This window comes from Streptomyces hawaiiensis (genome assembly GCF_004803895.1).
In the GTDB taxonomy this organism is placed as follows: Bacteria; Actinomycetota; Actinomycetes; order Streptomycetales; family Streptomycetaceae; genus Streptomyces; species Streptomyces hawaiiensis.
Genome location: NZ_CP021978.1, coordinates 2,004,830 through 2,018,557, shown reverse-complemented (window position 1 = coordinate 2,018,557; position 13,728 = coordinate 2,004,830). Strand labels below are relative to the sequence as shown.

Here is a 13,728-nt window from a genome sequence, read left to right as displayed (position 1 = left end):
TACCGAGTTCGCTCGGTCAGAGGCCAGTACATCGGCGAATGTCTGATGCTGGTTGCTCATGGGTGGAACGTTGACTATTCGGCCAGGACCTCGGGTCGGAGGCTGCTAGTACTGCTCGTAAGAGCGTGGAACGCATGATCTCCGGACGGGATTTGGTTGGGCACGCTGTTGGGTGTCTGAGGGAATGGATTTCCTCAGTCGCCGGCCCCAGTGAACTCGCCTGTAAGGGTGGGGTGATGGGTGGCTGGTCGTTGTTTGAGAACTGCACAGTGGACGCGAGCATCTGTGGCCAAGTTTTTAAGGGCGCACGGTGGATGCCTTGGCACCAGGAACCGATGAAGGACGTGGGAGGCCACGATAGTCCCCGGGGAGTCGTCAACCAGGCTTTGATCCGGGGGTTTCCGAATGGGGAAACCCGGCAGTCGTCATGGGCTGTCACCCTTGCCTGAACACATAGGGCAAGTGGAGGGAACGCGGGGAAGTGAAACATCTCAGTACCCGCAGGAAGAGAAAACAACCGTGATTCCGGGAGTAGTGGCGAGCGAAACCGGATGAGGCTAAACCGTATACGTGTGAGACCCGGCAGGGGTTGCGTATGCGGGGTTGTGGGATCTCTCTTTTACGGTCTGCCGGCCGTGAGACGAGTCAGAAACCGTTGATGTAGGCGAAGGACATGCGAAAGGTCCGGCGTAGAGGGTAAGACCCCCGTAGTCGAAACATCAGCGGCTCGTTTGAGAGACACCCAAGTAGCACGGGGCCCGAGAAATCCCGTGTGAATCTGGCGGGACCACCCGCTAAGCCTAAATATTCCCTGGTGACCGATAGCGGATAGTACCGTGAGGGAATGGTGAAAAGTACCGCGGGAGCGGAGTGAAATAGTACCTGAAACCGTGTGCCTACAAGCCGTGGGAGCGTCGGACGGAGAGCTTGCTCTTCGTCTCGTGACTGCGTGCCTTTTGAAGAATGAGCCTGCGAGTTTGCGGTGTGTTGCGAGGTTAACCCGTGTGGGGAAGCCGTAGCGAAAGCGAGTCCGAATAGGGCGTTTCAGTAGCACGCTCAAGACCCGAAGCGGAGTGATCTAGCCATGGGCAGGTTGAAGCGGAGGTAAGACTTCGTGGAGGACCGAACCCACCAGGGTTGAAAACCTGGGGGATGACCTGTGGTTAGGGGTGAAAGGCCAATCAAACTCCGTGATAGCTGGTTCTCCCCGAAATGCATTTAGGTGCAGCGTCGTGTGTTTCTTGCCGGAGGTAGAGCACTGGATAGGCGATGGGCCCTACCGGGTTACTGACCTTAGCCAAACTCCGAATGCCGGTAAGTGAGAGCGCGGCAGTGAGACTGTGGGGGATAAGCTCCATGGTCGAGAGGGAAACAGCCCAGAGCATCGACTAAGGCCCCTAAGCGTACGCTAAGTGGGAAAGGATGTGGAGTCGCAGAGACAACCAGGAGGTTGGCTTAGAAGCAGCCACCCTTGAAAGAGTGCGTAATAGCTCACTGGTCTAGTGATTCCGCGCCGACAATGTAGCGGGGCTCAAGCGTACCGCCGAAGTCGTGTCATTCACACAATAGGGCCAACGCCTGTGTGGATGGGTAGGGGAGCGTCGTGTGCCGGGTGAAGCAGCCGCGGAAGCGAGTTGTGGACGGTTCACGAGTGAGAATGCAGGCATGAGTAGCGATACAAACGTGAGAAACGTTTGCGCCGATTGACTAAGGGTTCCTGGGTCAAGCTGATCTGCCCAGGGTAAGTCGGGACCTAAGGCGAGGCCGACAGGCGTAGTCGATGGATAACCGGTTGATATTCCGGTACCCGCTGTGAAGCGTCAAACATCGAGCATCGTGATGCTAAGGCCGTGAAGCCGTTCCGGACCCTTCGGGGAAAGGAAAGTGGTGGAGCCGCCGGACCAAGCGGTTAGTAGGTGAGTGATGGGGTGACGCAGGAAGGTAGTCCATCCCGGGCGGTGGTTGTCCCGGGGTAAGGGTGTAGGACGTCAGGTAGGTAAATCCGCCTGGCAATAGTCTGAGACCTGATGCCGAGCCGATTGTGGTGAAGTGGATGATCCTATGCTGTCGAGAAAAGCCTCTAGCGAGTTTCATGGCGGCCCGTACCCTAAACCGACTCAGGTGGTCAGGTAGAGAATACCGAGGCGTTCGGGTGAACTATGGTTAAGGAACTCGGCAAAATGCCCCCGTAACTTCGGGAGAAGGGGGGCCATCACTGGTGAGAGGACTTGCTCCTCGAGCTAGGGGTGGCCGCAGAGACCAGCGAGAAGCGACTGTTTACTAAAAACACAGGTCCGTGCGAAGCCGTAAGGCGATGTATACGGACTGACGCCTGCCCGGTGCTGGAACGTTAAGGGGACCGGTTAGTCATGATTCGTCATGGCGAAGCTGAGAACTTAAGCGCCAGTAAACGGCGGTGGTAACTATAACCATCCTAAGGTAGCGAAATTCCTTGTCGGGTAAGTTCCGACCTGCACGAATGGCGTAACGACTTCTCGACTGTCTCAACCATAGGCCCGGTGAAATTGCACTACGAGTAAAGATGCTCGTTTCGCGCAGCAGGACGGAAAGACCCCGGGACCTTTACTACAGTTTGATATTGGTGTTCGGTTCGGCTTGTGTAGGATAGCTGGGAGACTTTGAACTCTGGACGCCAGTTCAGGGGGAGTCGTCGTTGAAATACCAGTCTGGTCGTGCTGGATGTCTAACCTGGGTCCGTGATCCGGATCAGGGACAGTGTCTGATGGGTAGTTTAACTGGGGCGGTTGCCTCCTAAAGAGTAACGGAGGCGCCCAAAGGTTCCCTCAGCCTGGTTGGCAATCAGGTGTTGAGTGTAAGTGCACAAGGGAGCTTGACTGTGAGACCGACGGGTCGAGCAGGGACGAAAGTCGGGACTAGTGATCCGGCGGTGGCTTGTGGAAGCGCCGTCGCTCAACGGATAAAAGGTACCCCGGGGATAACAGGCTGATCTTCCCCAAGAGTCCATATCGACGGGATGGTTTGGCACCTCGATGTCGGCTCGTCGCATCCTGGGGCTGGAGTCGGTCCCAAGGGTTGGGCTGTTCGCCCATTAAAGCGGTACGCGAGCTGGGTTTAGAACGTCGTGAGACAGTTCGGTCCCTATCCGCTGTGCGCGTAGGAATATTGAGAAGGGCTGTCCCTAGTACGAGAGGACCGGGACGGACGAACCTCTGGTGTGCCAGTTGTCCTGCCAAGGGCATGGCTGGTTGGCTACGTTCGGGAGGGATAACCGCTGAAAGCATCTAAGCGGGAAGCCTGCTTCGAGATGAGTATTCCCACCTCCTTGAGAGGGTAAGGCTCCCAGTAGACGACTGGGTTGATAGGCCGGATATGGAAGCACGGTAACGTGTGGAGTTGACCGGTACTAATAGGCCGAGGGCTTGTCCTCAGTTGCTCGCGTCCACTGTGTTAGTTCTGAGACAACGAACAGTTGTCGGCTTTGAGCAGAACAGACAATAGAAGAGTGTGCTTGTTCGCTCGAAACCATTAGGGTTTCGGTGGTTATAGCGTAGGGGAAACGCCCGGTTACATTTCGAACCCGGAAGCTAAGCCTTACAGCGCCGATGGTACTGCAGGGGGGACCCTGTGGGAGAGTAGGACGCCGCCGAACAATCTTTGGAAAGGACCCTTGGTCCCAGCGTTCAGCTGGGACCAAGGGTCCTTTTTGTTTTTGCAGTGCGCGCCGGGCAGCCGGCTGCGCGAGAATGACTTGCAGTACCGATGACAGGAGTCACCATGTCCACCAACTCTCCCGACGACCGACCGGAGCGCGACCAGCGGCGACGGGAGGGGGACCGGAGTGAGCGGAACGACCGCGGCGGTCAGCGCGGGGGTCGCGGGGACCGTGGCGGCTTCCGCCGCGACAACGACCGTGGTGGCAACGACCGTGCCGGCAACGACCGCCCGGGCTACGGGCGTCGTGAAGGAGACCGGGGCGACCGGGGCGACCGGGGTGGTCGGGGCGGTCGCCCCGACCACGGGGACCGTGGCGGCTTCCGACGGGACGACAACCGCGGTGGTGGATATGGCCGGCGTGACGACCGTGGCCGTGGACCGCGCAGGGATGACCGCGACCGTCCCGCCGTCCGTCGTGACGACCGCGGCGACCGTCCCGCCGTCCGACGTGACGACCGCCCCGCCGTCCGTCGTGACGACCGCGGCGACCGCCCGGCCTTCCGGCGGGACGGCGATCGGCGTGACGGCGACCGAGGCGGTTTCCGCCGCGACGACAACCGTGGTGGTGGGTACGGCCGGCGTGACGACCGTGACCGTGAGCCGCGCAGGGATGACCGCGACCGCGGCGGGTACCGTCGTGACGACCGGGGTGACCGTCCTGCCGTCCGACGTGACGACCGGCGCGATGATCGGCGGGGCGAAAGGCGCGAGGGTGACCGCGGTGGCTTCCCCCGCCGCGATGACCGTGGCGGCTTCCGTCGCGACGACAACCGCGACCGCGGCTTCCGTGGCGACGACCGCGATCGCGACCGCGGCTTCCGCAGCGACGATCGAGACCGACCCAGGGACGGTGACCGCGGCATCCGGCGTGACGACCGCGGGGGGTTCCGGGGCCGTGACGAGCGCCGCGGAGACGACCGTGGGGAGCGTGGAGGTTTCCGTCGAGACGACGCCGGCCGGGGCGGACGTCCCGGCTTCCGTCGCGAAGACGGCCCCCGCAGCGACCGTGGCGAGTTCCGTCGCGAAGACGGCCCCCGCGGCGACCGTGGCGAGTTCCGTCGGGACGACAACCGCGGCGACCGCGGTGGCTTCCGCGGCCGTGACGACCGTGGCGGGCGCGGTCCCCGGCGTGACGACCGTGGCGACCGCCCGGCGTTCCGGCGTGACGGCGATCGGCGTGACGGCGACCGGGGTAGTTTCCGCGGCCGTGACGACCGGCGTGGTCCCGGCGGGTTCCGTGAGGAGCGGGAGCGGGACAGGGAGCCCATCAAGCGGCTGCCGATCCCGGAGGACGTCACGGGCGAGGAGATCGACAAGGACGTACGGCAGGAGCTTCTGAGCCTGCCCAAGACGCTCGCGGACGATGTCGCCAGGAACCTGGTGATGGTCGCGCGGCTCCTCGACGACGACCCCGAGGGCGCGTACGGCTACTCCAGGGTGGCGCTGCGGCTGGCGTCGCGTGTGGCCGCCGTACGAGAGGCCGCCGGGTTCGCCGCGTACGCCAGCCAGAAGTACGGCGAGGCGCTGGCCGAGTTCCGGGCCGCCAAGCGGATGACCGGGAACATCGACCTGTGGCCCGTCATGGCCGACTGCGAGCGCGGGCTCGGACGGCCGGAGAAGGCGCTGGACATGGCCGGGGCGCCCGAGGTGCACAAGCTCGACAAGGCCGGGCAGGTCGAGATGCGGCTCGTCGTGGCCGGCGCGCGGCGGGACATGGGGCAGCTGGACGCGGCCATCGTGACGCTGCAGAGCCCGGAGCTGGCCGCGAACTCCGTGCAGCCGTGGACCGCGCGTCTGCGGTACGCGTACGCCGACGCGCTGCTCGCCGCCGGGCGGGAGAGCGAGGCGCGGGAGTGGTTCGCGAAGGCCGTCGAGGCCGATCGCGACGGCAGCACCGACGCCTCGGACCGGCTCGCCGAGCTGGACGGCGTGGAGTTCGTCGACGCCCTGGTCGAGGACGAGGACGACGAGGCCCAGGCTCCGGCCTCGCCGAAGGCGGACGAGGACGAGAGCGACAAGGGCGAGAGCGACGAGAGCGAGACCGACAACGACGAGTCCGACAAGGACGAGTCCGACAAGGACTGACGTCCGTAGGGGAAGGGGCGGGATCCCGGCTGTGAGGCTTCAGGGTCCTGCCCCTTCGTCGTGTCAGCGCTGTTGCGGTCCCGTCAGAGGTCCAGCGCCCGCAGGACCAGACCCGTCGCCGGTTTCGGGCCGAACGACGTCGACTTGCGGGGCATCGTGACGCCCTGGCGGGCTAGGTCGCGGACGACCTCCTCGCGGACCGGGTGCATCAGGACGGCCGTGCCGCCGTCGCGTTCCGCCTTCTCCACCGTGGCCGTCGTGTCGTGGATGTAGGCGACGTGGGCGGGGGAGTCCTCGGAGATGCGCCAGACGTGCTCCAGGAGCGTGGCGTGCAGGACCGTCGCGTCGAGGGTGCGCCAGGCCGCAGGGCGGTCGGCGGGGATCGTGCGGGCCAGCAGGTCCGGGTCCGGGTGGTCGACGAGGTGGAAGGCGCCGTCGCCGGCCAGCAGGAACGCGTTGCCGGCGCCGGCCGCGTCGGCCAGTGTGTCCAGGGCCTCGGGCAGCGGGACTTCGAGGCGGCGTACGCGGAAGTGGTCCTCCAGGGCGGCCACGGCGTCGCCGACCGGCAGGTCGTGCAGGAGGCGGTGGATGGCGCGCACCCGGAGGGGGTAGCGGGCCGTGTCGACGAGGAGGACCAGGCCGTGGTCCCACGGGCTGGGGGAGGGGTGCTCCGTGCGGAGGCGGCGGTAGGTCGCCCAGCGGTGGTGGCCGTCGGCGATGAGGGCCTGGTGCCGGCCGAGGTCGGTCTGGATCGCGGCCAGGTCGTCGGGGGAGGTGACCGACCACAGGCGGTGGCGGAAGCCGTCCTCCGTCGTGGTGGCGAGGAGCGGAGGCCGTTCGGCGGTGCGCTCGATCAGGTCCGCCGTGACGGCCGTCGAGCCGTCGCCCCGGTAGGTGAGGAGCAGGGGTTCGAGGTTGGCGGAGGTGGCGCGCATGAGGGCGGCGCGGTCGGCGACGATGTGCGGCATGACGTCCTCGTGCGGCAGCACCACCTGCTCGGCGGGGTCCGACACGCGCAGGGCGCCGATGATGCCGCGTTGCAGCATGCCGTTGCCGTCCTGCTGCTCGTAGACGTAGAGGCCCGGTTCCGGGTCGGTGGTCAGGACGCCCTCGGACAGCCAGCGGCGCAGGGTGTCGGCGGCCCGTTCGTTGCGGGCACTGGGAGTGGCGGCCTGGGGGAGGATCAGGCGGACGATGTTGTACGGGTCCGAGGACTCGAGGTGGTGCAGGCCGTCGGGGCGCACCACGACGTCGTACGGCGGAGATGTGACGGCGGCAAGGCTGCCGACCCGGTCGGGGTCGTAACGAAGGCCTCGGAACGGGGTGAGTTCCAGGCCTCGGTGCGCCGTTGCCTCCGAGTGACCTGCTGTCTTCATCCCGGCATCGTACGGCTGTCGGTGGCATGGGGGATGATCGGGGGGAAAGCCGTCGAACGAGGAGCGATGCGGGATGAGCCGGAGCGTCAGGACGAGGCCCGAGGCCAGTGGGCAGGCCCTGAGCGAGGCGTACGACACGGCGCTGCTCGATCTGGACGGTGTCGTGTACGCGGGCGGGAACGCGATCGCGCACGCGGTCGAGTCGCTGGCCCGGGCCCGGGCGGGCGGGATGCGCCTGGCGTACGTGACGAACAACGCGCTGCGGACACCGGACACGGTGGCCGGGCATCTGACGGAGCTGGGGATACCGACGGGCGCGGAGGATGTCGTCACCTCGGCGCAGGCGGTCGCGCGGCTGATCAGCGAGCAGGCGCCGCAGGGGGCCCGGGTGCTGGTGATCGGCGGTGAGGGGCTGCGGGTCGCGCTGCGCGAACGCGGGCTGGTGCCCGTGGAGTCGGCGGACGACGATCCGGCGGCGGTGGTGCAGGGGTTCGGCGGGCCCGATCTGCCGTGGGGCCGGTTCGCCGAGGCGTCCTACGCGGTGGCGCGAGGCGTGCCGTGGTTCGCGTCCAACACCGACCTGACGATTCCGAGCGGCCGCGGGATCGCACCGGGCAACGGAGCCGCGGTGGAGGTCGTCCGCATCGCCACGGGTGCCGAGCCGCAGGTCGCGGGCAAGCCGCTGCCTCCGATGCACCGGGAGACGATCCTGCGCACGGGGGCGAAACGGCCGCTGGTGGTGGGGGACCGGCTGGACACGGACATCGAGGGTGCGTTCAACGGGGAGGTCGACTCGCTGCTCGTCCTGACCGGTGTCACCGACGGCCCGCAGTTGCTGGCCGCGCCGCCGCAGCACCGGCCGACGTTCGTGGACGCCGATCTGCGCGGGATGCTCGGCGGTCAGCCTGAGGTCGTCGAAGTGGGCGAGGGCGGGTTCCGGTGCGGTGGCTGGACGGCGACGGCCGGTGCGGACCGGCTGGAGCTCGCCGGGGAGGGCGGGGCTCTGGACGGGCTGCGCGCCCTGTGCGCCGTGGCGTGGACGGCGGCCGGTGAGGGTGTGTGCGAGCTGGACGGGGGGAAGGCGCTGGCGCGGCTGGGTATCTGAGCGCCTGTCAGCGCCCGAGCCGGGTGGCAGGTGCAGGGCTGGGTGGCAGAGGCAGGGCCGGGAACCGAATCTTGCTCGAATGCGAGGGTAGGCTAACCTAACTACGTGTTGGTCGAGAGTCCCCCCGAACAGCGCGCGGAGACCGCCCCCGCGCCCCCGACCCGACGGGCGGTACGAGCCTTCGGGCTGCTCATGTCCGTCGCGATCCTGGTGCTCGTCGCGCTGGCGAGTATCGCGATCGGAGCGAAAGAACTGTCCCTCGGGCAGGTCTGGCACGGCTTGTTCGAGGACTCGGGGACCTACGGGGACGTCGTCGTGGCGGAGCGACTGTCGCGGACCGTGCTCGGGCTGCTCGCCGGCGCCGCACTCGGCCTGGCCGGGGCGGTCCTGCAGGCCCTCACGCGCAACCCGCTGGCCGATCCCGGCCTGCTCGGCATCAACGCGGGCGCGTCCGCCGCGGTCGTCACGGCCATCACGTACTTCGGGGTCACCTCGCTCACCGGCTACGTCTGGTTCGCGTTCTTCGGCGCGGCCGCGGTCGGGGCGCTGGTCTGGTTCCTGGGCGGCAGCAGGGGCGCGACACCGGTGCGACTCGCACTCGCCGGTACGGCGATCAGCGCCGCGCTCTACGGCTACCTCCAGGCCGTGATGATCATGGACGAGGCCGCGCTCGGCAAGATGCGGTTCTGGACGGTCGGTTCGCTGGCCTCGGCGACCGACTCGACCATCACGCAGGTCCTGCCGTTCCTGCTGACCGGCACGGTCCTGGCCCTCGCCCTGGCCCGGCCGCTCAACGCGATGGCCATGGGCGACGACACCGCCAAGGCGCTCGGCGCCAACCTCAACCGCACGCGGGCGCTGTCCATGCTGGCCGCGACCGTGCTGTGCGGGGCCGCGACCGCCGCCTGCGGGCCGATCGTGTTCGTCGGGCTGATGGTGCCGCACGTCGTGCGTTCCTTCACCGGGCCCGACCTGCGCTGGATCCTGCCGTACGCGGCGATCCTGTCGCCCGTGCTGCTGCTCGGCGCCGATGTCCTCGGGCGGATCGTGGCCCGGCCCTCGGAGCTCCAGGTGGGCATCGTCACCGCGATCCTCGGCGGACCGGTGTTCATCTTTCTCGTACGACGGCGGAGGACGGCGCAGCTGTGAAGACCACCAACCGTGCCGTGCGGACTCCGGGCGGGCTCTCGATACGCCTGGACGTGCGGGCCGTCACCGTCGTGCTCCTGCTGCTCGTCGCGGCGCTCGTGGCGAGTGTCGTGCTCATCGGCACCGGCGACTTCCCGATCCCGGCCGCCGACGTGCTGCGGACGCTGGTCGGCGAGGGCAACCCGGGCCAGGAGTTCATCGTCAACGAGCTGCGGCTGCCGCGGGTCCTGGTCGGGCTGCTGGTCGGCGCCTCACTGGGGCTGGGCGGCGCTCTGTTCCAGGCCATCTCGCGCAATCCGCTGGGCAGTCCGGACGTGCTCGGCCTCGGGCAGGGGGCGACGGCCGGCGCGCTCATGGTGATCGTGCTGACCTCCGGGACCGCCAACCAGGTCGCCGCCGGGGCGCTGGTGGGCGGCCTGTTGACCGGGCTCGCCATCTACGTGCTCGCCTGGAAGCGGGGTGTGCACGGCTACCGGCTGGTCCTGGTCGGTATCGGCGTCTCCGCGATCGTCACGGCGGTCAACGGCTATCTGCTCACCAAGTCCGACATCGTGGACGCGGCCCGCGCGGTCGTGTGGATGACCGGCTCCCTCGACGGCCGGGACTGGGATCAGGTGTGGCCGCTGCTCGCGCTGACCGCCGTGCTGGTGCCGCTCGTCCTCGTCAACGCGCGCGGGCTGCGGATGATGGAGATGGGCGACGACGTGTCGTACGCCCTCGGGGTGCGGGTCGAACGCGTACGGCTGCTGCTCATGGTCGCGGCGGTGCTGCTCACCGCGTCCGCCACCGCCGCGGCCGGTCCCGTCAGCTTCGTCGCGCTCACCGCGCCGCAGCTGGCCCGGCGCCTGACCCGCTCGCCCGGGCCGAACCTGGTGCCCTCGCTGTGCATGGGAGCGGCTCTGCTGGTCGTCGCCGACTGGGTCGCCCAGCGGGCGTTCGGCGCCGAGCAGCTGCCCGTGGGCGTGGTCACCGGCGTGCTCGGCGGGGTCTACCTGCTGTGGCTGCTGGTCAGCGAGCGCAGGGCGGGCCGGATATGAGGGCGGGCATGCGTCCCGAGAGCAGGACCAGCAGCGGACTGAACCATCAAAGGAGCACCGTGAACCGCCTGTCCGCCGAGAACGTCACCCTCGCCTACGACCAGCGGGTCATCGCGGAGCAGTTGTCGGTGGAGATACCCGACAACTCCTTCACCGTCATCGTGGGCCCCAACGCGTGCGGCAAGTCGACGCTGCTGCGGGCGCTGTCGCGGATGCTCAAGCCGAGTGAGGGCCGGGTGCTGCTGGACGGGCAGGTCATCCAGTCGATGCCCGCGAAGAAGGTCGCGCGGACCCTCGGCCTGCTGCCCCAGTCGTCCGTCGCGCCCGACGGCATCACCGTCGCCGACCTGGTGGGCCGCGGCCGCTACCCGCACCAGGGCATCCTGCGCCAGTGGTCGGCCGAGGACGAGCGGGTCGTCCAGGAGTCCATGCGGCAGACCGGTGTCGCCGAGCTCGGCGACCGCTACGTCGACGAGCTGTCGGGCGGCCAGCGCCAGCGGGTGTGGATCGCCATGGCGCTCGCCCAGCAGACGCCGCTGCTGCTGCTCGACGAGCCGACGACGTTTTTGGACATCCAGCACCAGATCGATGTCCTGGACCTGTGCGCGGAGCTGCACGAGGAGCAGGGGCGCACGCTGGTCGCCGTGCTGCACGACCTGAACCACGCCGCCCGCTACGCCACCCACCTCATCGCCCTGCGAGAGGGCCGGGTCATCGCCGAGGGCGCCCCGAAGGACATCGTCACGGCCGAACTGGTCGAGGAGGTCTTCGGGCTGCGCTGCCAGGTCGTCGACGACCCGGAGACGGGCACACCGCTGGTCGTGCCGGCGGCGCGCAAGGCCCGCGCCGAGAGGGCGGGCGGGAAGGTCGCGGCTACAGAAGCTTCCTGAGCTGGAACAGGTCCCGCACCGACGCGTGCAGCTTCACGCGGCCGGAGCCCCAGGCCTTGGCGAAGTGCAGCTCGCCGCCGACCAGGGCCACCAGGTCGTCGCCGGTCATGGCGAGTCTGATCTCGGCCTTGCCGGGCGGCGGCCCCGGCACGGTGTCGTGCACCTCGATCCGCCCGCCGCGCATCCGGCCGACGAAGGTCACGTCCAGGTCCGTGATGTGACAGCTCACCGAGCGGTCCAGGGCCGCGGCGTCGCGGACGTCCCCTTCGGCGCGCTGCATGCTGTCCGAGAGCTTGTCGAGTGCGCTGCGGCACTCCTCGATCGTGGCCATCGCGGTCGACGGTACCGCAGCGGTTCGCGGTAGCGTCGGGGCATGGACGACGCAGTTCCCGAGACCCCGCCGGCGGCGGAGGAAGAGCCCGCCCGCGACCCCGCCGCCCCCGCCCCCCTGAACGTGCCGCGCACACCGACCGGCGACGCCGGTGTGGACGCGGCCCTGGGCCGGCTCGGCGACGCGGACCACCTCGCCACGGACGGGCATGTCGAGGTGTACGAGGATGTACACCGGGGGCTGCGCGACGCGCTCACCGCGCTCGACGTACGCCCGGGACCTCCCGCGCCCCCGACGCCGCCTGGACCTAGGAGCTGAACCGAACGTGGCAGGAGTCGCACGTCGCCGTCTGGACGCGGAGCTGGTCCGCCGGAAGCTCGCGCGCTCGCGTGAGCACGCCGCGCAGCTGATCGCCGCCGGGCGGGTCTCCGTCGGCAAGACCGTCGCGGCCAAACCCGCCACGCAGGTGGAGACGGCGGCCGCGATCGTGGTGAGCCAGGACGACAGCGACCCCGACTACGTCTCGCGCGGCGGCCACAAGCTGGCCGGCGCGCTCGCGGTGTTCGGGCCGCAGGGGCTGGCCGTCGAGGGGCGCAGGGCGCTCGACGCGGGCGCGTCCACCGGAGGTTTCACCGACGTCCTGCTGCGCGCGGGCGCCGCCCATGTCGTCGCTGTTGACGTCGGATACGGACAACTCGCGTGGTCCCTCCAGAAGGATGAACGCGTCACTGTCAAGGACCGTACGAACGTACGCGAGTTGACGCTTGAAGCGATCGATGGGGAGCCTGTGGATCTTGTCGTGGGGGATCTGTCCTTCATCCCGCTCGGGCTGGTCCTGCCCGCCCTGGTGCGGTGCGTGAAGCCGGACGCCGATCTGGTGATGATGGTCAAGCCGCAGTTCGAGGTGGGGAAGGAGCGGCTGGGCAGCGGGGGAGTGGTGCGCAGCACCCAGCTGCGGGCCGAGGCGGTACGCGGGGTGGCCGAGAAGGCCTGGGGGCTGGGGCTCGGGGTGAAGGGCGTGACGGCCAGTCCGCTGCCCGGGCCGTCGGGGAATGTCGAATACTTTCTGTGGCTGCGGTCCGGGGCACCGGAACTGGACCCGGCCGAGGCAGACCGTGCTGTGGCGGAGGGGCCGCGTTGACCGAGAACCGAGCTCGTACTGTTTTCCTGCTCGCCCACACGGGCCGGCCCGCGGCCGTGCGCAGTGCCGAGCTCGTGGTGAAGGGGCTGCTGCGCTCCGGCCTCGGTGTGCGCGTCCTGGAGGCCGAGGCGCGCGACCTGCCGCTGCCGGCGGAAGTGGAGCTGGTCAAGGAGGCCACTCCGCAGTGCCTCGACGGGTGTGAGCTGCTCATCGTCCTGGGCGGCGACGGCACGCTGCTGCGGGGCGCCGAGTTCGCGCGGGCGTCGGGTGTGCCGATGCTCGGCGTCAACCTCGGGCGCGTCGGGTTCCTCGCGGAGGCCGAGCGGGACGACCTCGACAAGGTCGTCGACCGGGTGGTGTCCAAGGCGTACGAGGTCGAGGAGCGGATGACCGTCGACGTCGTCGTGCACCGCAACGGGGACATCGTGCACACGGACTGGGCGCTGAACGAGGCGGCTGTGCAGAAGGTGTCCGCCGAGCGGATGCTGGAGGTCGTCCTGGAGATCGACGGACGGCCGGTGACCGGGTTCGGCTGCGACGGGATCGTGTGCGCGACGCCGACCGGGTCGACCGCGTACGCCTTCTCGGCGGGCGGGCCGGTGGTGTGGCCGGAGGTCGAGGCGCTGCTGATGGTGCCGATCTCCGCGCACGCGCTGTTCGCGAAGCCGCTCGTGACATCGCCGGATTCTGTGTTGGCTGTGGAGGTTCTGCCGCACATTCCGCCGGGTGTGCTGTGGTGTGACGGGCGGCGGACGGTCGAGTTGCCGCCCGGGGCGAGGGTGGAGGTGCGGCGGGGGGCGGTGCCGGTTCGGCTGGCCCGGCTGCACCATGCTTCGTTCACGGACCGGCTGGTGGCCAAGTTCGCGCTGCCTGTTTCCGGGTGGCGGGGGGCTCCTCACTAGCCGTCCGTGGGGGTGG

At 68.4% G+C, this 13,728-nt stretch carries 11 protein-coding genes and 2 rRNA genes; 11 read left to right on the top strand and 2 right to left on the bottom strand.

Features of this window, described 5'->3' with window-relative positions; genetic code table 11:
- Positions 1-287 precede the first annotated feature (287 nt).
- The 4 genes from CEB94_RS09315 (at position 288) to CEB94_RS40390 (ending at position 5,781) form a co-directional block, all read left to right on the top strand.
- A 23S ribosomal RNA gene (locus CEB94_RS09315) occupies positions 288-3,409 on the top strand.
- 105 nt (positions 3,410-3,514) lie between these two features.
- A 5S ribosomal RNA gene (gene rrf, locus CEB94_RS09310) occupies positions 3,515-3,631 on the top strand.
- 189 nt (positions 3,632-3,820) lie between these two features.
- Positions 3,821-5,035: a hypothetical protein gene (locus CEB94_RS41675; RefSeq protein WP_218945986.1), complete on the top strand. Its 1,215-nt coding sequence runs from the start codon at positions 3,821-3,823 to the stop codon at positions 5,033-5,035.
- Positions 4,972-5,781, top strand: coding sequence for a tetratricopeptide repeat protein (locus CEB94_RS40390; protein WP_218945971.1), 810 nt, complete (start codon positions 4,972-4,974; stop codon positions 5,779-5,781). Before CEB94_RS41675 ends, CEB94_RS40390 begins: the two co-directional genes overlap by 64 nt.
- Before the next feature lie 83 nt (positions 5,782-5,864).
- On the opposite strand, the gene CEB94_RS09300 is transcribed toward CEB94_RS40390, so the two are convergent.
- Entirely contained in the window at positions 5,865-7,157 is a 1,293-nt protein-coding gene (locus tag CEB94_RS09300; protein WP_175431718.1) for a DUF1015 domain-containing protein, read from the bottom strand.
- A 73-nt stretch (positions 7,158-7,230) separates the two neighbouring features.
- Here CEB94_RS09300 and CEB94_RS09295 point away from each other — a divergent pair, with 73 nt between their 5' ends.
- The 4 genes from CEB94_RS09295 to CEB94_RS09280 all read left to right on the top strand — a co-directional run bounded on the left by CEB94_RS09295 (position 7,231) and on the right by CEB94_RS09280 (position 11,338).
- Positions 7,231-8,262: an HAD hydrolase-like protein gene (locus CEB94_RS09295; RefSeq protein ID WP_175431717.1), complete on the top strand. Its 1,032-nt coding sequence runs from the start codon at positions 7,231-7,233 to the stop codon at positions 8,260-8,262.
- A 105-nt stretch (positions 8,263-8,367) separates the two neighbouring features.
- Positions 8,368-9,411 carry a FecCD family ABC transporter permease gene (locus CEB94_RS09290; RefSeq protein WP_175431716.1) on the top strand — a complete coding sequence of 348 codons (1,044 nt, stop codon included), beginning with the start codon at positions 8,368-8,370 and terminating at the stop codon, positions 9,409-9,411.
- Complete coding sequence (locus tag CEB94_RS09285) at positions 9,408-10,448, top strand: FecCD family ABC transporter permease (protein WP_175431715.1); 1,041 nt, start codon at positions 9,408-9,410, stop codon at positions 10,446-10,448. Before CEB94_RS09290 ends, CEB94_RS09285 begins: the two co-directional genes overlap by 4 nt.
- A gap of 8 nt (positions 10,449-10,456) precedes the next feature.
- Complete coding sequence (locus CEB94_RS09280; RefSeq protein WP_175431714.1) at positions 10,457-11,338, top strand: ABC transporter ATP-binding protein; 882 nt, start codon at positions 10,457-10,459, stop codon at positions 11,336-11,338.
- Here CEB94_RS09280 and CEB94_RS09275 read toward each other — a convergent pair.
- Positions 11,322-11,669, bottom strand: a complete 348-nt coding sequence (locus CEB94_RS09275) for a sterol-binding protein (RefSeq protein WP_175431713.1) — start codon at positions 11,667-11,669, stop codon at positions 11,322-11,324. The genes CEB94_RS09280 and CEB94_RS09275 overlap by 17 nt on opposite strands.
- Positions 11,670-11,711: 42 nt before the next feature.
- Between CEB94_RS09275 and CEB94_RS09270 the strand changes: the two genes are divergently transcribed.
- From CEB94_RS09270 to CEB94_RS09260, 3 genes are read left to right on the top strand one after another with little or no spacing between them, the layout of a single operon-like run.
- Complete coding sequence (locus tag CEB94_RS09270; protein WP_175431712.1) at positions 11,712-11,987, top strand: hypothetical protein; 276 nt, start codon at positions 11,712-11,714, stop codon at positions 11,985-11,987.
- A gap of 7 nt (positions 11,988-11,994) precedes the next feature.
- Positions 11,995-12,810, top strand: a complete 816-nt coding sequence (locus CEB94_RS09265) for a TlyA family RNA methyltransferase (RefSeq protein WP_175431711.1) — start codon at positions 11,995-11,997, stop codon at positions 12,808-12,810.
- Positions 12,807-13,712: an NAD kinase gene (locus CEB94_RS09260; RefSeq protein WP_175431710.1), complete on the top strand. Its 906-nt coding sequence runs from the start codon at positions 12,807-12,809 to the stop codon at positions 13,710-13,712. Before CEB94_RS09265 ends, CEB94_RS09260 begins: the two co-directional genes overlap by 4 nt.
- Positions 13,713-13,728 lie beyond the last annotated feature (16 nt).

Excerpts from the sequence above, each read along its gene's own strand:
- CEB94_RS09280 (WP_175431714.1), top strand. The coding sequence starts at position 10,457 with ATGCGTCCCGAGAGCAGGACCAGCAGCGGACTGAACCATCAAAGGAGC.
- CEB94_RS09295 (WP_175431717.1), top strand. The coding sequence starts at position 7,231 with ATGAGCCGGAGCGTCAGGACGAGGCCCGAGGCCAGTGGGCAGGCCCTG.
- CEB94_RS09300 (WP_175431718.1), bottom strand. The coding sequence starts at position 7,157 with ATGAAGACAGCAGGTCACTCGGAGGCAACGGCGCACCGAGGCCTGGAA.
- CEB94_RS09270 (WP_175431712.1), top strand. The coding sequence starts at position 11,712 with ATGGACGACGCAGTTCCCGAGACCCCGCCGGCGGCGGAGGAAGAGCCC.
- CEB94_RS09275 (WP_175431713.1), bottom strand. The coding sequence starts at position 11,669 with ATGGCCACGATCGAGGAGTGCCGCAGCGCACTCGACAAGCTCTCGGAC.